The sequence below is a fragment of the Devosia sp. MDV22-iso42 genome, from assembly GCF_058629155.1.
The window spans coordinates 16344-33327 of sequence record NZ_JBZVWR010000003.1 but is presented as its reverse complement, the minus strand read 5'-3'; the positions used below and the strand labels follow the sequence as shown (position 1 = coordinate 33327).

General features: G+C 65.9%; 13 protein-coding genes and 1 pseudogene. 7 read left to right on the top strand and 7 right to left on the bottom strand.

From position 1 onward, the window contains the following. Positions 1–48: 48 nt before the first annotated feature. Complete coding sequence (locus AC4NN3_RS01090) at positions 49–5538, bottom strand: alpha-2-macroglobulin family protein (RefSeq protein WP_491925302.1); 5490 nt, start codon at positions 5536–5538, stop codon at positions 49–51. A gap of 101 nt (positions 5539–5639) precedes the next feature. Then, the gene (locus AC4NN3_RS01085; protein WP_491925301.1) at positions 5640–6023 is read right to left on the bottom strand and encodes a YciI family protein; all 384 of its coding nucleotides are present in this window, start codon (positions 6021–6023) and stop codon (positions 5640–5642) included. 170 nt (positions 6024–6193) lie between these two features. Between AC4NN3_RS01085 and AC4NN3_RS01080 the strand changes: the two genes are divergently transcribed. The 4 genes from AC4NN3_RS01080 to AC4NN3_RS01065 are packed head-to-tail and all read left to right on the top strand — an operon-like array spanning position 6194 to position 9906. Beyond that, positions 6194–7255: an aldo/keto reductase gene (locus AC4NN3_RS01080; protein WP_491925300.1), complete on the top strand. Its 1062-nt coding sequence runs from the start codon at positions 6194–6196 to the stop codon at positions 7253–7255. Beyond that, positions 7248–7934 carry a fumarylacetoacetate hydrolase family protein gene (locus AC4NN3_RS01075; protein ID WP_491925299.1) on the top strand — a complete coding sequence of 229 codons (687 nt, stop codon included), beginning with the start codon at positions 7248–7250 and terminating at the stop codon, positions 7932–7934. The genes AC4NN3_RS01080 and AC4NN3_RS01075 overlap by 8 nt, the downstream gene beginning before the upstream one ends. After that, on the top strand, positions 7931–9019 hold the full coding sequence (locus AC4NN3_RS01070) for an ATP-dependent DNA helicase (RefSeq protein WP_491925298.1): 1089 nt from the start codon (positions 7931–7933) through the stop codon (positions 9017–9019). Before AC4NN3_RS01075 ends, AC4NN3_RS01070 begins: the two co-directional genes overlap by 4 nt. Next, positions 9016–9906: a transglutaminase family protein gene (locus AC4NN3_RS01065; RefSeq protein ID WP_491925297.1), complete on the top strand. Its 891-nt coding sequence runs from the start codon at positions 9016–9018 to the stop codon at positions 9904–9906. Before AC4NN3_RS01070 ends, AC4NN3_RS01065 begins: the two co-directional genes overlap by 4 nt. A gap of 48 nt (positions 9907–9954) precedes the next feature. Here the strand turns inward: AC4NN3_RS01065 and AC4NN3_RS01060 are convergent, their stop codons facing one another. Then, positions 9955–10200, bottom strand: a complete 246-nt coding sequence (locus AC4NN3_RS01060) for a type II toxin-antitoxin system Phd/YefM family antitoxin (RefSeq protein WP_491925296.1) — start codon at positions 10198–10200, stop codon at positions 9955–9957. Between the two features lie 92 nt (positions 10201–10292). Then, entirely contained in the window at positions 10293–11129 is an 837-nt protein-coding gene (locus AC4NN3_RS01055) for a transglutaminase-like domain-containing protein (protein ID WP_491925295.1), read from the bottom strand. 291 nt (positions 11130–11420) lie between these two features. Between AC4NN3_RS01055 and AC4NN3_RS01050 the strand changes: the two are divergent. Further along, positions 11421–13244 (top strand): annotated as a pseudogene (locus AC4NN3_RS01050) (cation:proton antiporter domain-containing protein); the annotation flags it as partial. Between the two features lie 673 nt (positions 13245–13917). After that, on the top strand, positions 13918–14346 hold the full coding sequence (locus AC4NN3_RS01045; protein WP_491925294.1) for an RrF2 family transcriptional regulator: 429 nt from the start codon (positions 13918–13920) through the stop codon (positions 14344–14346). Position 14347: 1 nt separating this feature from the next. Here the strand turns inward: AC4NN3_RS01045 and AC4NN3_RS01040 are convergent, their stop codons facing one another. Together AC4NN3_RS01040 and purU are read right to left on the bottom strand one after the other, a co-directional pair. Then, complete coding sequence (locus AC4NN3_RS01040; protein ID WP_491925293.1) at positions 14348–14548, bottom strand: hypothetical protein; 201 nt, start codon at positions 14546–14548, stop codon at positions 14348–14350. A gap of 36 nt (positions 14549–14584) precedes the next feature. Further along, entirely contained in the window at positions 14585–15439 is an 855-nt protein-coding gene (gene purU, locus AC4NN3_RS01035; protein ID WP_491925292.1) for a formyltetrahydrofolate deformylase, read from the bottom strand. A 318-nt stretch (positions 15440–15757) separates the two neighbouring features. Between purU and AC4NN3_RS01030 the strand changes: the two genes are divergently transcribed. Then, positions 15758–16177: a DUF2267 domain-containing protein gene (locus tag AC4NN3_RS01030; RefSeq protein ID WP_491925291.1), complete on the top strand. Its 420-nt coding sequence runs from the start codon at positions 15758–15760 to the stop codon at positions 16175–16177. On the opposite strand, the gene AC4NN3_RS01025 is transcribed toward AC4NN3_RS01030, so the two are convergent. Further along, the gene (locus AC4NN3_RS01025; protein ID WP_491925290.1) at positions 16174–16983 is read right to left on the bottom strand and encodes an ABC transporter permease subunit; all 810 of its coding nucleotides are present in this window, start codon (positions 16981–16983) and stop codon (positions 16174–16176) included. The two genes, AC4NN3_RS01030 and AC4NN3_RS01025, sit on opposite strands and share 4 nt — an antisense overlap. Position 16984 lies beyond the last annotated feature (1 nt).

The following is a 16984-nucleotide window of genomic DNA, read 5'->3' as shown; positions in this document are numbered from 1 at the left end:
GCGCCCAAGGGCGCGGTGGTGAGACATTGGTGCTGGCGTCCGGCCCGCTCATGGCCCGGTCGCGGTGACCTCGACCGTGCCCGATGCGGTATTGGCGCGGCGTTCGGGGCGATACATGTCTTCCACAGTGGCGCCGGGCAAAGCGAAGCTGCCGGGGCTCACCGCGCGCACCAGATAAGCGGTGGTGACGCTGCCGGTTTCGCTGAAATAGCGGAAGGCGGCGACATATTGGTCGGTCCGCGATTCCACATGGGCCGGCGTATCGAGCTCAAGCCAGTTGAAATCGGACACGCCCTCCCCGGCCGAGAGGTCGGGGTTCTCGATCTCAAAGCCCGCCGGCAGCGGATCGGCCAGCACATATTGCCCGGAGCCGAGTGCCTCGGGATAGGCCGTCAGCACGACGACGAAGCGGTCGTTCTGGGACAGCGAATGGGCGACCGGGTCGATCGGCGTGCCATCGGGCAGGTAGTAGTCGCGGGTCAGGGTGAAGCCATTGCTGGCTGGTTCGGGCGGGGTTGCCGGATAGCCGGTGACCGTCACCTTGGCCTGGGTCGCGGCGGCGTCATTATTGGTGATCTCGACGGGAGCAAAGCCGAGGGCGTCAAAGCGGCGATAGAGCGGGGCGCTCAGGGCCTCGCCATCAAAGCTGATGCTGCCATCGGTGCCGGCCTGGCCCAAAGCGGCGGCAGCCAAAAGCGTCCAGCTGTCTTCCTGGGTCGAGGTATAGTCGGCATTGTCGCGTAGCGCGGCGAGCTGGTTGGCCAAAGCCAGCAGGTCGACGCCGGCAGGCTTGAACTCGGCGGCCAGAGCCAGCACGCCGGCGGTGTCGCGCAGGGCGCTGCCATAGTCGGTGCGGTAGCGATTGCCGTCCGGGGTGTCGGCCAGGCCGGCGACCGCCGCGGTGAAGGCGGTGTTGGCGCGGGTCGTGTCGCCATAGAGCGCCAAAGCGGCGCCGAGCTGGGCCTGGGCCAAAGGCGAGCCGAAGGCGTCGAGGCGGGCTTCGAGATAGTAGCGCAGATCGCCCATGGTGGCGCGGCCGGCCCGGGCCAGGTCATAGAGCGCATAGGCGACGTCTTCGCCGCCCTGCTCGAAATCGCTGGCATAGGCGAGCTGGTTGGAGAGGTTGTCCAGTGCCCTGGTCATGGCCTGGTCGGGCACGGCATAGCCGGCCGCCTGGGCACGCAGCAGCATGTCGGTGACATAGGCGTCCAGCCAGGCATCGCCGCCGTCAAAGGGACCCCAGAGGCCAAAGCCGCCGCCCGAATTCTGCTTGGACAGCAGGTCGGCAATGGCGGCGGTGACGGTGGTGTTGAGGTCTTCATCGCCGGCCAGGCCAATGAGCTTGGCGACGTCGTTGAGATAGAGCAGGGGCAAAGCCCGGCTCGAAACCTGTTCGGCGCAGCCATAGGGATAGCGGTCCAGGGAGACCAAGAGGCCCGGAATATCGAGCTGGGCGAGGGGGCCAATGGCCAAGGTCATCGACCCGGTATTGGCCAGATAGTTGGCAAAAAAGCTGTCATCGACAATGGTGCTGGCGCCGGGCTTGAGGGCAATAGTGCGACTGGTGGTGGCCGGCGCGCTGGGCGGGCGGACGCCCAGGGTCAACTGCTTGACGCTGGTGCTGCCATCGGGCGCGGTGATGGTCACCTCGATCGGCCAGTCGCCAATGGCAGTGCCGGTGAGGCTCAGGTTGAGCGCGGTGCGCTCGCCCTGTTCCAGGGTAACCTCGCTGGCTGCAGCATCGGTGGCGAGGCCCGTGCCGGTGGTCAGGGCAATGCCATAGGTGCCGGCGGCGCCATCGACATTGTTGATCTCGACCAGCAGGCGCGAGGTGTCGTCAAGGCGCAGAAAGCGCGGCGGGCTGAGCGTGACGACGACCGGGTCGCGGACCACGACATCGGCCTGCGCATGGCCCACGGCGGTGTCGGTCCAGGCCATGGCCATGACGCGCACGGTGCCGGAGAAATCGGGCATGTCGAAGGTCACGCTGGCCTTGCCGTCGCTGTCGAGCTGGACAATGCCGGAATGCAGCGCCACCAGCACCGAGGTGGGTGGGGGCGTGCCGAGGCGCGCGGCCCCTCCATCGCCGCCCGAGCGCAGCGCGCCGGCCATGCCCTGGGTCGGATCGATCAGCGAGCCATAGAGGTCGCGCAGGTCCATGCCGAGCTGGCGCTGGCCGAAATACCAGGCGTCGGGGCTGGGCGTCTTGAAATTGGTCAGGTTGAGAATACCCAGGTCCACGGCGGCAATACTGACATAGGCGGTCTGACCGGCGGCCAGATTGCCCAGCGCGACATCGACGGTAAAGCTCTGGCGCGGCAGCGAGACTTCGGGCGCGGAGAGGGTCACGTCGAGCTGGCGATCGCCCGGCTCGACATCGGCAAAGGCCAGGCCCAGAGCCCGCGAGGGCATGCGCTTTTCCCCGGCATCGGCGGGGCGATAGAGAATGGCGGTGACATAGGCGCCCGGGCCCCATTCTTCGGTCACCTCGAGATCAACCGTCGTGCCCTCGGCGGGCACCTCGACCGCCTGCATGGCGATGACGCGGTTGTCGACGACCATGACCAAGGCGGTGCCGGCAAATTGGGGGTCGAGCTTGAGTTTAGCCTTGTCGCCCAGGCGATAGGCGGGCTTGTCGAGCGCGACCTGCAGCGTGTCGGGCGTGTCCGAACCGGCATCGGCATAGTAATAGCCGGCATAGAATTCATAGCTCGAGGAGGTGGCGTCGGGGCCGGTGCTGTTGACCTCGAGGCGGTAGCTGCCCCAGTCGACATTGGCGCCGACGGTGACGGGGCCGCCCTCGGGCGTATCGACACTGCCGCTGGCAATGTCGCGCGTGGTGGTAATGGCTTCCCACTGCCAGGCCGTGCCGTTGCGATACCACTGATAGCTGGTTTCAAGGCGCGACAGGGTCCAGTTCAGGCCGGTTTTTGCCACGGCTTCGCCCGCCGGCGAGACGGCGATGATGTCGAACTGCGCTTCACTGCCCGAAGCCAGCCCGGTCGGGTCCGAGAAGACGGGCTTGATGCCGATGCGGTCGGCATCGGCCAGGACAGGGCGGGACAGGCTGCGTTCGATGCTGCGGCCATTGGTATCGACCAGGCGCAGCAGGATCTGCGCGGTCAGTGGCTTTGTGGTGGTCTGGATCTGCGGCAGCTGCACCTCGGCCACGGCATTGCCGGCCTCGTCGGTGGTGCCGACCACGCCGAGCGGCTCGCGCGTGGTTTCCATGGCGTCGTCGAGCCGGCCAAAGCTGTAGCCGGGGAAATCCTTGAGCGTGCTGACCGGGCTGATGATGGCGTCAGCCTCGATGGCGAGGCCCGGCGCGGTGGCGCCGTAGAGATATTTGGCGGCGACGTCGATGGCGGTGACGGCCCCCAGGGCAAAGGGGGCGGCGTCCGGCGTGCTCAGCTCGAAGGCCAGCCGCTCGGGCTCGAAATCTTCCACCAGGAAGCTGGTGGACGAGAGCGCATCGGCATGGGGATCGGCATAGAGACGCAGCGTCCAGGAGCCGCGCATGACCTCTTCGACCATGGGCAAAGCAGTGAAATAGCCGCCTTCACCCTGGTCGGTCAGCAGTTGCGTACTGGCAACGACGCCATCGGGGCGCTCGACTTCCAGGGTCAGCGGCAGGCCGGTCACGGCATTGGCGCGCTCGTCGCGCAGCAAAGCGGTGAGGAAGACGGTTTCGCCGGGGCGGTAGACGCCGCGCTCGGTGGTGGCAAAGAGGTCGAGCGGGCCGGGCGAGGGGCGACCCTCGACACCGCGATCGGTGAGGTCGAAGGCCGGCCGGCTGAGATCGAGAAAGGCGTAATCGCCATCTTCGGTTTCGGCTACCAGCAGCTGCGGCGCGGCGCCGCCGGTGCCACGGGCCAGGCCGGGGGCAAACAAGGCGCGGCCATCGGCGTCGGTTTTGGCTTCGCCCAGCACTTCATTGTTGACGGCCACCAGGCGGACGCTGGCATTGGCAATGGGCTGGGCGTCGGTCAGGCCGCGCACAAAGGCATGCACGCCATCATCGCCGGCAATTGTGGTCAGGCCCAGATCGGTGACGATGAACCACTGCGTGGCCTGCTCGCTCCAATATTGATCATCACTGGCGCCCTTGATGCGGGCCGTTACCACATAGGCGCCGGCCGCCATGTCGCCGATGGCTTCGGCGACGGGAATGGCGGTGGTCGTCAGTTCATTGAGCGGACCGCGCGCCAGCTCGATCTGCCCGCTCCACACCGCCTCGCCGACGCGGTCGGCAATGTCCTCGGCGGCATATTGGGTGAGATTGCCCTGGAAGATGCCGTCGCGCACGGCCGTGGCGACGCTGCGGTCGCCGATGCGGTAGATCATCAGCTCGGCGCTGTTGGCATTGACCGAGGTAATGGGCAGGCCGCCACCGAGACCGGCCGGCATGACATAGGCATTGTTGGCAAAGCCGACAAAGGGGGCGCGGTCGGGCACATAGACGTCGAGATCGACATCCTTGGCCAGCACCTCGCCATCGGCCGAGGGCAGGCCGGCGCGCAGCTTGATCGCATAGCGGCTGCCATGGGTGACGCCCTCGACGCAGATCTGGTCGGCTTCGGTTTCCACCGAGGTCTGGGGTGCATCGGCGACCACGACATAGGCGGAGAGGTCGGTGCTGCCGAGGGGATCGGAGAAGACGGCGCAGATGCGCGGGGCAGCGGCTTCGGCATCGACCACGTGATTGACGACGCCGAAGCCGTGCTGGGCCACGACCTCATCGAGATGGGTGGCGACATCGGCATCGGGGACCAGATTAAGGCTCAGGCGATAGCTGGCAATGGCCTCGCGCCAGCTGCTGGCATATTCCAACCCATTGGCCAAAGCGCGCAGGGCAAGGGCGCGCGCCTCGGTGGTTTGCGCGCGCAGATAGGCGTTGAGCGCGGCCGATACGGCGGTGGCGCCGAGTTCATAGCTGTTGTCGCCGTCGGCCTGGCCGGCCACAGCTTCGGCGCGGCTCAGGGTGGCCACGGCCAGAGCCTGCCAGACGGCGCCGTCATTGGGGTTGATGGCCAGGGCCTGGCGATAGGCGGTGATGGCGCCGGCGGGATTTTCCGCGGCGCTGGCGGCGTCGCCCTCTTCCACCAGGTCGGCATAGCTGACCTTGGGCGGCGGGGCGTCGGTCTGGGGCAGCTCATCGGCGAGGCGCCGGGCGGCGTCGATCAGGTCCTGGGCCGGGAAGGGCAGTTCGGCCTGGCGAACCACGGCGGTGCTGAGCTGAGACGTGCTGCGGTCGAGCGTGCCGGAAACGGCGCTCTTGAATTCAGTCGCCTCGCCAGCCTCGCCCTTGAGGAAGCACCAGTTGGATTTCTGGTTGAAGGTGAAGGCCAGGCATATCTGGTCACCGACACAGGCGGCGGTGCAGGCGTCGAGGTCGGTATCCTTGACGATGGCATAGTCAAAGCCGGGCAGATCAGTGTCGGGTAGCAGGGTTACCTTGGGGTCGGCCGCCTGTGCCAGGCCCAGGGTCAGAAGCAGTGCCGCGCCAACCAAACCAATCGAGCCAAGACCATGCCGCATGCTGCCCTCCCAAGCGTCAAGCTTTGGCTGCATATGGAGGCCAGGCGCGAGCAGAATGCAAGCGCGATACGCGCTATGCAATGGTCACAAACGACGGCCGTTCAAACGTCCCTGGTGGCCAGCGCACCCGGCTTGAACAGCGAGAGCGGGCGGATCTCATAGGCGCCCGAACCGGGATTGGCCGCGGCCAGATCCCTGGCAAAGCCGATCGCCTCATCGAGGCTGTCGCAATCGGCAACGTAGAAACCGAGGAACTGCTCCTTGGTCTCGGCAAAGGGGCCGTCGATCACCAAAGGCGCGCCATTGTTCTTGCGCAGGGTAGTGGCCGCCTTGGTGTTGCGCAGCCGCGCCACCGGGCCGAGCTTGCCTTTGGCTCCCATGGTCTGGTGCACCAGGTCGAGCCGGGCCATGCAGGCATCGTCCTCCTCCTTGGTCCAGGCGCCAACGGCCTTTTCGTCCTCGTAGCACAGGATGGCATAGAGCATGCGGCACTCCCCCTTTTTCACGACGCGACAACACTATGCCCAGTTTGGAGCACAGGAAAAGATGGAGCGCGCACAAAATGCGCCGGGCCGGCTTCGCGCGCCAGCGGGCTTGGTTTATGTAATGTTCTCATTGCGGCAGTGAATCAGGCAGATCGCGAGGAGAGCGGCCAATGGAATATCGTTATCTGGGGCGCTCGGGGCTCAAGATCTCCGTACTGACCATGGGGACCATGACCTTTGGCGGCTCGGCGCAGGTCGGTCACACCGAGCAGGCAGAGGCCAACCGGCAGATCGATCTGTGCCTGGATGCCGGGATCAACCTGCTCGACACCGCCAATGTCTACAATGCCGGCGTCTCCGAGGAGATGCTGGGCGTGGCCCTGGCCGAGAATGGCCGGCGGCAGAAGGCGCTGGTGGCAACGAAAGTGCGCTTCAAGATGGGCGAGGGCCCCAACCAGATCGGCCTGTCGCGTCACCATATCATCGAGCAGTGCAAGGCCAGCCTCAAGCGCCTGCAGACCGATGTCATCGACCTCTACCAGGTGCATGAATGGGACGGCCTGACACCGATCGAGGAGACCATGGAGGCGCTCGACACCTTGGTGCGCCATGGCCATGTCCGCTATATCGGCTGCTCGAACTATTCGGGCTGGCACATTGCCAAGGCGCTGGCGGCGGCCAGGGAGCGGGCCGGCGAGCGCTTCGTCAGCCAGCAGATCCACTATACCCTCCATTCCCGCGAAGCCGAATATGAGCTGGTGCCGATCAGCCAGGACCAGGGGCTTGGCATCCTGGTCTGGTCGCCGTTGGCCGGTGGATTGCTCTCGGGCAAGTATCGCCGTGACGGCGGTCCGGAATCGGGCCGCCATGTCGGGGGCTTCCGCGAGCCGCCGGTCCATGACTGGGAAAAGCTCTACAGCATCGTCGACGTCATCGTGGCCATTGCCGACGAACGCGGCGTCTCGGGGGCGCAGGTGGCGCTGGCCTGGACGCTTGGCCGGCCGGGGGTGACCTCGGTGATCATCGGCGGCCGCAACCACGCCCAGTTTGCCGACAATCTGGCGGCAGCCGACCTGGTGCTCAGCGCCGAGGAGCGGGCGCGGCTCGATGCGGTCAGCCAGCCGCCGCTGCTCTATCCCTATTGGCACCAGTCATTCACGGCGCAGGACCGGCTGGGCCCCATCGATCTCGATCTCATCGGACCTTACCTAGAGGACTTCAAGCGTGGCTGATTTTCTATTCGCGCCGCCCAACCCGGTTACCGTGCCGATCGCGCGGGGTGGGCTGTTTGCGGTGCGCCGCGTCTATTGCGTGGGTCGCAATTATGCCGAGCACATTGTGGAAATGGGCAATGACACGCGCGATCCGCCGTTCTTCTTCACCAAGCCGGCTGATGCCGTGGTGGTGGGCGGGGCGAGCATTCCCTATCCGCCCCAGACGGCCGACTTCCACCACGAGATCGAGCTGGTGGTGGCCATCGGCAAGGATGGCAGCGGCATCGCCAAGGAGGATGCGCTCAACCACGTCTATGGCTATGCGGCGGGGCTCGACATGACGCGACGCGACCTGCAGGCCTTGGCCAAGAAGGCCGGGCGGCCCTGGGACATGGCCAAGGGCTTTGATTTGTCCGCACCTATCGGCACCATCGAACCGGCCAGCGCCATTGGCCATCCCGACAAGGGCGCCATTACCTTGAGCGTCAATGGCGTGGAACGCCAGCGCGGCGATCTGAGCGACCAGATCTGGAGCGTGGCCGAGACCATCGCTTTTCTCAGCGGCTTCGTGACGCTGCGGGCCGGCGACCTGATCATGACCGGCACGCCGGCCGGGGTCGGCGCGGTGGTGGCGGGCGACCTGATCGAAGGCAGCATTGCCGGCGTCGGCACCGTGCGGACAGCCATCAGCCAATGACCGTCTGGTCGCCCCAGCAGGATGCGGCGCTGCTGGCCGTCTCGGCCTGGCTCAAGGACACGGACGGGCCGCAGGTCTTCCGCCTGTTCGGCTGGGCCGGCACGGGCAAGTCGACGCTGGCGGTGCATCTGGCGCAGGATGTGCGCAGCGTCAAGTTCGCCGCCTTTACCGGCAAGGCGGCACTGGTGATGCGCAAGCGCGGCTGCAAGGGCGCCCAGACCATTCACAGCCTGATCTATACTTTGGTCAGCGAAAAGGATGGCGAGCCGCGCTTCGTGCTCGATGCCGAAAGCCCGGCCGCCGATGCCGATCTCATCGTCATCGACGAGGTGTCGATGGTGGACGAGCAACTGGGCCGGGACCTGCTCAGCTTTGGGGTCAAGGTGCTGGTGCTGGGCGATCCGTTCCAGCTGCCGCCGGTGCAGGGGGCGGGGTTCTTCATCGCAGACGAGCCCGACATCATGCTGACCGAAATCCACCGCCAGGCGGCTGACAATCCGATCATTCACCTGTCCATGCAGGTGCGCGAGGGCGGCTTTCTCGAGCGCGGCAGCTATGGCGAATCGGTGGTGGTGGGGCGCGACAGCGTCGACCGCGATGCGGTGATGGTGGCCGACCAGGTGCTGGTGGGTCGCAACAAGACGCGGCTGCAATACAATGACCGGCTGCGCGAGCTCAAGGGCCTGCCCTTCCACGAGCCGGTGGAGGGCGACCGCATGGTCTGCCTGCGCAACAATCCGCGCAAGAAGCTGCTCAACGGCCAGATCTGGATCGTCACCGAGGCGACGCGGCGCTCAAACGGCAAATGGAGCCTGCTGCTGGGCGCCGACGAGGGCAAGGGCGAGGCCAAGGTGCTGACGCACAAGGCGTTCTTTGCCGGCGAGGAAGACGCCATGAGCTGGCCCGAACGGCGGCAATTCGACGAGTTCACCTTTGGCTATTGCCTGACCGTGCACAAGGCGCAGGGCAGTCAGTGGGACAATGTCTATCTGTTCGACGAGAGCTTCGTCTTTCGCGAGGAGCGAGCGCGCTGGCTCTATACCGGCATTACCCGGGCGGCCGAAAAGATCACGGTGGTGTCATGACCCTGCTGTCGGTGCGGCACGAGACGGTCTATCGCTATGCTAGGCCGGTCCAGTTCGGCGACCACCGCATGCTGGTGCGGCCACGCGACAGCATGGAGCAGCGGCTCGACCAGTTTCGCCTCGAGATCACACCTGAACCGGCCGGTATCCGCTGGATTCTCGACGTGTTCGGCAATGGCATCGCCATTGCCAGCTTTGCCGAGCCGGCCGAGGAGCTGCGGATCGTGGCCAGCATGGTGCTCGATCATACCCATGTGCTGGTCCCCGAATTCGAGATCGACAACCGTGCCAAGAGCTACCCGTTCGACTATGGCACGCCGGACGGGCTTGACCTGGCACCCAATATGGCCCGGCTGTTTCCCGAGGAAACAGAGGTCGATGCCTGGGCCCGGCGGTTCCTCGATTCGACCGGCAAGACGGGGACGATCCATCTGCTGGTCGGCATGACGGCGGCCATCAAGTCCGATTTCACCTATCTGCGCCGCCCCGATCCCGGCACGCAGCGCCCTGCGACGACGCTGAGCAGCCGGGCCGGGACCTGCCGGGATTTCGCGCTGCTGATGATCGAGGCGGTGCGCTCGCTCGGCTTTGCCGCCCGCTTCGTCACCGGCTATCTCTATTCGCCGGCGCGCGACGGCAATCATCGCGGTGGCGGCGCGACCCATGCCTGGTGTCAGGTCTATCTGCCGGGGGCGGGCTGGGTGGAGTTCGACCCGACCAATGGCATTATCGGCACGCGCGACCTGATCCGGGTCGGTGTGGCGCGCGAGCCGCGCCAGGCCATTCCGATTTCGGGGACCTTTGTGGGCAAGAAGGACGACTATATCGGCATGAATGTCGAGGTGATCGTCGAGCGCGTCACCAGCGTTCAGGACGGCATGGGCTAATCCCGCGTGACGCGGCCCAGAGCAGGATATGGGTATCGAGCAGTATCTTCATGCGCCCGTGCCAAAGAGCTGCTCGATCTCCTGGGCACCCATCTGGTCAAAATCAGGGGGCACGACAAACTGACCGCCCATGAATCCCAGGCGGCGTACTTCCGCAGCGGCAGGTTGATCGAGGGGCACAACCTTCACCATGGGCTTGCCGGCCTTGGCGATGATGAAGGCCTCACCCTTGGCCGCCCGCTCCATCAAACGGGACAGATGCGTCTTGGCTTCGTGAATGTTGACCGTTTTCATCGCAGCTGCCTCGATTAATTTAGCCCACAGTAATGTGCAGTATAGCTCATTTGGCGCGATTGGTGTCGCGGCGAGCCGGCCCCCCAGACCCCTTAATCCCGCGTCACGCTCACCGCATCGGTGGTCCATTCCTGGGCCCGGTCGCCATTGATGGCATCGGTCCAGACCCGGATGGGGTAGGAGTTTACCTGGCCGTAAATGGTGGCAAAGGCGGTGTCGGCCGCGTCGCGACCGACGCCGATGCGGACCATGCCGTCAAGGGCAGCCATGCGGGTAGCGTCGAACAGGTACCAGCGGTCGCCGAGATAGGCCTCGAAGACGGCGTGGAAATCCTGCGGCTCGAGCTGCCAGGCATAGCAGGAGACAAAGCGGGCCGGGATGCCCAGCGCGCGGCAGAAGGTGATGCCCAGATGGGCAAAGTCGCGGCAGACGCCGGCGCGCAGCGAAAAGGTGTCGGCGGCGGTGGTGGTGGTGTCGCTGGTGCCGAACAGGTAATCGACCTCGGAATTGATCCAGTTGCAGATCTCGACGACGCGGCCGAAGCCGGGCTCGATATTGCCGAACTGGCGATTGGCGAAGCGCGCCAGCTGGTCGGAGGGGCAATAGCGCGACGGGTTGAGGAAGGGCAGGGTGTCGAGCGGCAGCTTGGCAATGGGCACTTCATGAATGACGGCGGGCGCCCGGTGCAGGGCGTCGAGCTCGATCTGCGCCTCGTAGCGCAGCGTCACCTGGCCGCGCGGCACGGTGAGGCGCAGATAGCGGTTGCCGCTTTCCTCGGAGGTCTTTTCGTCGGCCGGCAGGTCGGGGGTAATGGTCAGCCGTTCGCTGACCACGCGCTGGCGACCGCCGCGCATGGCCTCGATGTTGAAAATCAAGGTCGTCGTATCGAAGACCTCGTAGCCGATCTCGCACCCCAGGGATAAACGCACGGCGCATCCTTCTCGTCTTGACGGTCTCGACGCGGCGCGCGGCTGGCGCGCCTGGGTGATGACCTCTGCTGCTTACAATACCATGCCGGCGCAAAGGTTTCATGGTGCCGATGGCCCCGCGGTCGGCCCTGGCTGCATGGCAGCACCGCGCCGGACGAGGATGGGCGCAAATTCGCCCCTTTAACTGGCTAGGGGCAGGGCACAAGCGCTTGCGGATCGTAGGCGCATACTCCATCTTGGCGCTAGAGATTGCTGTCCGCGCCAGGATATCAGCCCCGTTCAGGAGACACCATGCACCACGAGATTCCCCTGATCACGACGATCGTAGCGGGTCTGGTGCTGGCCTATATTTTCGGGATGATCGCGCATCGGCTGAAAATGCCGCCGTTGGTGGGCTATCTTTTTGCCGGCATTCTGGCGGGTCCCTATACGCCGGGCTTTGTCGCCGACCAGGCTTTGGGCGCCGAACTGGCCGAGCTGGGCGTGATTCTGCTGATGTTCGGGGTGGGGCTGCATTTCTCGCTCAAGGACCTGATGAGCGTGCGGGCGCTGGCCATTCCCGGCGCGCTGGCGCAGATCGGCTTTGCCACGCTGCTGGGCCTGGGGCTGGCGAGCCTGATGGGCTGGAGCCTGGGGGCGGGGCTGCTGTTTGGCCTGGCGCTGTCGGTGGCCTCCACCGTGGTGCTGCTCAAGGCGCTGCAGGAGCGGCGGCTGATCGAGACCGAGCGCGGTCGCATCGCGGTGGGCTGGCTGATCGTGGAAGACCTGGCCATGGTGCTGGCGCTGGTGATGATCCCGGCCATTGCCAGCCTGGGCGGCGATACCGGCATGCATGATCCCTTCGTCTCTTTCGTCACCAGGCTGGCGGGTATCGAGATTGGCGTCTGGGGCATTCTGGGCCTCACCGTGCTCAAGGTGGCTGCCTTTGTCGGCTTCATGCTGATCGTGGGCCGACGGGTCATCCCCTGGGCGCTGCACGGCACCGCCCATACCGGCAGTCGCGAACTGTTCCGGCTGGCCGTGCTGGCCATCGCGCTGGGCGTGGCCCTGGGCTCGGCCCTGCTGTTCGGCGTCTCGCTGGCGCTGGGCGCCTTCTTTGCCGGCATGATCCTGAGCGAAAGCGAGCTGTCGCATCGCGCGGCGCAGGAAACCCTGCCGCTGCGCGACGCCTTTGCCGTGCTGTTCTTTGTCTCGGTGGGCATGCTGTTTGATCCCTCGATCATCATCACCAATCCACTGCCCGTCCTGGCAACGGTGTTCATCATCGTCATCGGCAAGTCGCTGGCGGCCTTTGCCATCGTGCTGCTGTTCAAGCGACCTGTCGGCACGGCGCTGACCATTTCGGCCTCGCTGGCGCAGATCGGCGAATTTTCCTTCATCCTGGCCAGCATGGGCGTGTCGCTGGCCATCCTGCCGCCCGAAGGACAGGACCTGATCCTGGCCGGGGCGCTGATTTCCATCGTGCTCAATCCGGTGGTGTTCTGGGCCATCGACCTGGCCAAGCCGCGGCTCGAGGCCAGGGCGGCCCTGCGCAAAGCCGGCCGGCCCGGCGAGGATGTGCGGGTGGAGCCGGGTGTCGAGCCGGGCAGTGCCGCCGCCGATCTAGCCGGCCACAGCGTGGCCGAACCGGCCGAACCGGCCGAAGACGACGGCGTCGAGCCGTCGCAGCAGACCGACCATACCGTACTGGTCGGCTTTGGCCGGGTCGGGCAGGTGGTGGGCAAGGGTCTGCATGATGCCGGGGCGCCGCTGGTGCTGATCGAGGATACCGACCATTTCGTCACGGCGGCGCGCGCGCTGGGCATCGAGACGGTGCTGGGCAATGCGGCCCGGGCCGATGTGCTCAAGCTGGCCAACCTGCCGGCGGCCAAATGCCTGCTGATCGCCATTCCCAATGGCTTTGAGGCCGGCACGATCTGCGAGGTCGGGCGCAAGCTCAGCCCCTCGGTGCGGATCATCGCCCGGGCGCATTCGGCCGAAGAGGAAGAGCATCTGCGCCGACTGGGCGCCGATGTGGTGATCATGGGCGAACGCGAAATCGGCATGGGCATGCTGGCCTGGCTGCGCGGCGAGCGGGTGGAAGGGGAAGCCGGCGAGACCGAAGCCAGCGGCCCCAGATTGCCCCCCGGCGAGAATCTGCTGGCCAAGGCCGGGATCGCGCCGGCCGTACTGGCAGCCGCGGTGGCCAGCACCGATGAAACACTCGACAGCGTTGCGCCGGCCAGCGGCCTGACCGCCGAGCCGGAAGCTGTGACTGAGCCAGTGCCAGCGGAGGCGGTCATTGAACTGCCGCCGCCGACGATCGTCGAGCCCATGCTGGACAGCAACCCGGCGCCGATCCTGGAAACGCCGACCCCGGTCGAGCCGGTGGCGGATCCGGCCCCCGCGCCGGTGCCAGCGGCCGAGCCTGCGGTGGTGGTGGCAGAACTGGTGGCGATTGTTCCTGCGGCAGAGACCGAGGTCGAAGCGGAGATCCCGGTGGCGGCCGAGGCCGAGCCCGTTGCGGACGTGGCCGAGGTCGATACGCTGGCCACCGCGATGCCCGAACAAGCCGAGAGCGGTGTTGCGCCGGCGGCCGAACCGGCCGAACCAGCTGAACCGGTGGTCGAGACGGCGGACGTGGCAGCCGAGACGGTGGCCGAGCAGACGGCGGACGAGATCAGCGAAGGCGGTCCGGTGCAGCCGGCGGTCGAAAGCGACCCTGCCGGGGCCAGCGATGCCGAGACGGACAAGCCGGCGCCGGGGGCGGCGCCCGCCGTGCTGCCCGAACCGAAAAACTGAGGCGGGGATGATCTCGCAGAAAGCCAAATATGCCCTACGGGCCCTGGTGGCGCTGGCCCGCGCCGAGCGCGGCCAGACCATGATGATCGGCGAGATATCCAAGGAACAGGCGATCCCCAAGAAGTTCCTCGAGCAGATCCTGCTCGAGCTCAAGCGGGCGGGCTTTGTCGGCAGCCGCCGCGGCCGCCTGGGCGGCTATGAACTGGTCAAGGCGCCGGAGGAGATCATGTTCGGCGAAGTGCTGCGGCTGATCGACGGACCGATCGCGCCGCTGCCCTGCCTCTCCAAGATCGCCTATCGCAAATGCGACGATTGCCGGGACGAGGGCAGCTGCGAGATCCGGCATGTGTTCGAGCGGGTGACGCTGGCCACGCGGGCCGTGCTCGACAGCACGACGCTGGCCGATTCGCTGCGACTGGAAGACCTGCCGGTCTAGCTCAGCGCCCGCCGAAAAAGCCGCCAACGGTATCGAGCAGGCTCTGCAATAGAACGGGGTTGTTCCACAGCAGATAGGCGCCGATGAGCAGGGCCGCCAGCAGCACCAGGCCAAAGACCTTCTTGACCAGCGAGAAGACCAGCCAGACGATGAACAGTCCGGCCAGGCCGAGGCCGATCAGCGTGAGATTGTCGGTGGGCATGGTGGAGTTTCCTGGTGGTATGGGGGAGTGCCGCGGTCAGCCGAAGACCACGGTCTTCTTGCCATTCAGCATGACCCGGTTTTCCAGGTGCAGCTTGACGGCGCGGGCCAGCACGCGGCTTTCGATGTCGCGGCCGGCGGCCACCAGGTCCTCGGCGCTCATGGCATGGGTGACGCGCGCGGTTTCCTGCTCGATGATCGGGCCTTCGTCCAGGTCTGGGGTGACGTAATGGGCGGTGGCGCCGATCAGCTTGACGCCGCGCTCATGAGCCTGGTGATAGGGCTTGGCGCCCTTGAAGCTGGGCAGGAAGGAATGGTGGATATTGATCACCTGGCCGAACAGCCGCGTCGACAGCGTGTCGGAGAGCACCTGCATATAGCGCGCCAGCACGACGAGATCGGCGCCGGTCTGGTGCACGATGTCGAGAATGCGGGCTTCCTGCTCGGTCTTGGTATCCTTGGTCACCGGCAGCAGGTGGAAGGCGATGCCGGCATCCTCGGCGACCTTGCGGGCGTCAGGATGGTTGGAAATCACCGCCGCCACATCGGCTTCGAGCCAGCCGACGCGGATCTGGTAGAGCAGGTGCAGCAGGGTGTGGTCGAATTTGGAGACCAGGATGACGATGCGCTTGCGCTGGCTTTCGGCGACCAGGGCGGTCTTCATCGAAAAGCGCTCGATGGGGGATTTGAGCGCGCGCTCGATGGCGTCGCGGGTGATCTCGGCCGGGGCGGCAAAGGCCAGGCGCATGAAAAATCGCCCGGTCTCGCGATCCCAGAACTGGTTGGATTCGGCAATATTGGCGTTGAGCCCGGCCAGTTCGGTGGTGACGGCGGCGACGATGCCCGGGCGATCGGCGCAGGACAGGGTCAGGACGAAATTGGCCGTGGACATCAAGGCACTCCGGTAAATCTGGCAGCGGTATCCATGGCTTGGCTGCATTCGTCAAGGCAAGCAAAAAGGGCCACCCTGACGGGCGGCCCTTCCTGAGACTTTCGGCCTCGAGAGCCGAGGAGGCGGGTGCTAGCCGAGATCACTCCCAGCCGTCACCTTAAATCCACGACCTGCTTCGAGAACCATAACCTCAAAAGACATTGGATCACCTCCTTGCACGTTGGTTGAACATAACATGATGGTGCGCCCGTTTTCCGGACCTGTCCAGAGCCATGTTCTTGCCGTTTCCGTGAACGAGATTGCCGTGGGGAGAGCGGCATGACCAATCCACGCGATGTCAAATATGCCAATGAGAGCATGGCGCGCTGGCAGGAGGCGCTGCGGCAGCGCGCGCTGCTGCCGACGGGCAATATTGCCTTTGCCTGCCTGCGCGGTTTCCTGCACGAATTGCGGGCGCGGCTGCCGCTGGACGCCATTGCCATGGTTGGCAACCACCTGCCAGCGGTGCAGCGCGGCGTCTTCTATCAGGACTGGGTGCCCGGGCCGCCGCTGCCGCTGCCTGATCTGGCGGACTTCGAGGCGGCGCTGGCGCAGCGGCTATTACCGCATGTCCATATGCCCGAGGGGCTCAGCGCCGACATGGTGTGGCTGCTCAAGAGCCAGAGCGAGCCGCATGATGCCGCGGCCATCCGCGCCGTGCTGCCGGCGCCGCTGGCATCGATCTGGGACCGGGTCTAGCCGGGGGACCGTTTGGGCCGGGCGCGCAGCTGGATGATGGTGGCGGCAAAGACGCCCAGGGCGACGATGCCGATGATGATGGTGGCCAGGGCGTTGACGTCGGGCGACACGCCCAGCTTGACCTTGGAGAAGATCACCATGGGCAGGGTGGAGGAACCGGGACCGGAGACGAAGCTGGCAATGACCAGATCGTCCAGCGAGAGGGTGAAGGCCAGCAGCCAGCCCGAGACCAGCGCCGGGGCGATGATGGGCAGGGTGATGTCGAAAAACACCCGTACCGGCGTGGCGCCCAGATCCATGGCCGCCTCTTCGAGGCTGATATCCATGTCGCGCAGGCGTGACTGCACCACCACCACGACATAGGCCATGCAGAAGGTGGAATGGGCGATGATGATGGTCAGCAGTCCCCGGCCAGCGGGCCAGCCCAGGGTGGCTTCCATGGCAACAAAGAGCAGCAGCAGCGACAGGCCGGTAATGACGTCGGGCATCACCAGCGGCGCCGAGACCGTGCCGGCCAGCAGGGTGCGGCCGCGGAACTTGCGGAAGCGCACCAAAGCCACGGCGCACAGCGTGCCCAGCACCAAGGCGATGCTGGCGCTGATAAAGGCGACCTGGGCGCTGAGCCAGGCGGCGCCCAGGATCTGCGGATCGGCCAGCAGCGCGCCATACCACTTGGTGGAAAAGCCCGACCAGACGGTCACCAGGCTGTTCTCGTTGAAGGAGAACACCACCAGCGAAATGATGGGGGCATAGAGAAAGGCAAAGCCCAGCGTCGCCGTTATCGGGAGGAACCAGCCGCGCCGCATC

Coding starts and splice junctions, on each gene's coding strand:
- AC4NN3_RS01040 (WP_491925293.1), bottom strand. CDS start 14,548: ATGCCCACCGACAATCTCACGCTGATCGGCCTCGGCCTGGCCGGACTG.
- AC4NN3_RS01025 (WP_491925290.1), bottom strand. CDS start 16,983: ATGCGGCGCGGCTGGTTCCTCCCGATAACGGCGACGCTGGGCTTTGCC.
- AC4NN3_RS01070 (WP_491925298.1), top strand. CDS start 7,931: ATGACCGTCTGGTCGCCCCAGCAGGATGCGGCGCTGCTGGCCGTCTCG.
- AC4NN3_RS01085 (WP_491925301.1), bottom strand. CDS start 6,023: ATGCTCTATGCCATCCTGTGCTACGAGGACGAAAAGGCCGTTGGCGCC.
- AC4NN3_RS01080 (WP_491925300.1), top strand. CDS start 6,194: ATGGAATATCGTTATCTGGGGCGCTCGGGGCTCAAGATCTCCGTACTG.
- AC4NN3_RS01030 (WP_491925291.1), top strand. CDS start 15,758: ATGACCAATCCACGCGATGTCAAATATGCCAATGAGAGCATGGCGCGC.
- AC4NN3_RS01060 (WP_491925296.1), bottom strand. CDS start 10,200: ATGAAAACGGTCAACATTCACGAAGCCAAGACGCATCTGTCCCGTTTG.
- AC4NN3_RS01045 (WP_491925294.1), top strand. CDS start 13,918: ATGATCTCGCAGAAAGCCAAATATGCCCTACGGGCCCTGGTGGCGCTG.
- AC4NN3_RS01090 (WP_491925302.1), bottom strand. CDS start 5,538: ATGCGGCATGGTCTTGGCTCGATTGGTTTGGTTGGCGCGGCACTGCTT.
- purU (WP_491925292.1), bottom strand. CDS start 15,439: ATGTCCACGGCCAATTTCGTCCTGACCCTGTCCTGCGCCGATCGCCCG.
- AC4NN3_RS01065 (WP_491925297.1), top strand. CDS start 9,016: ATGACCCTGCTGTCGGTGCGGCACGAGACGGTCTATCGCTATGCTAGG.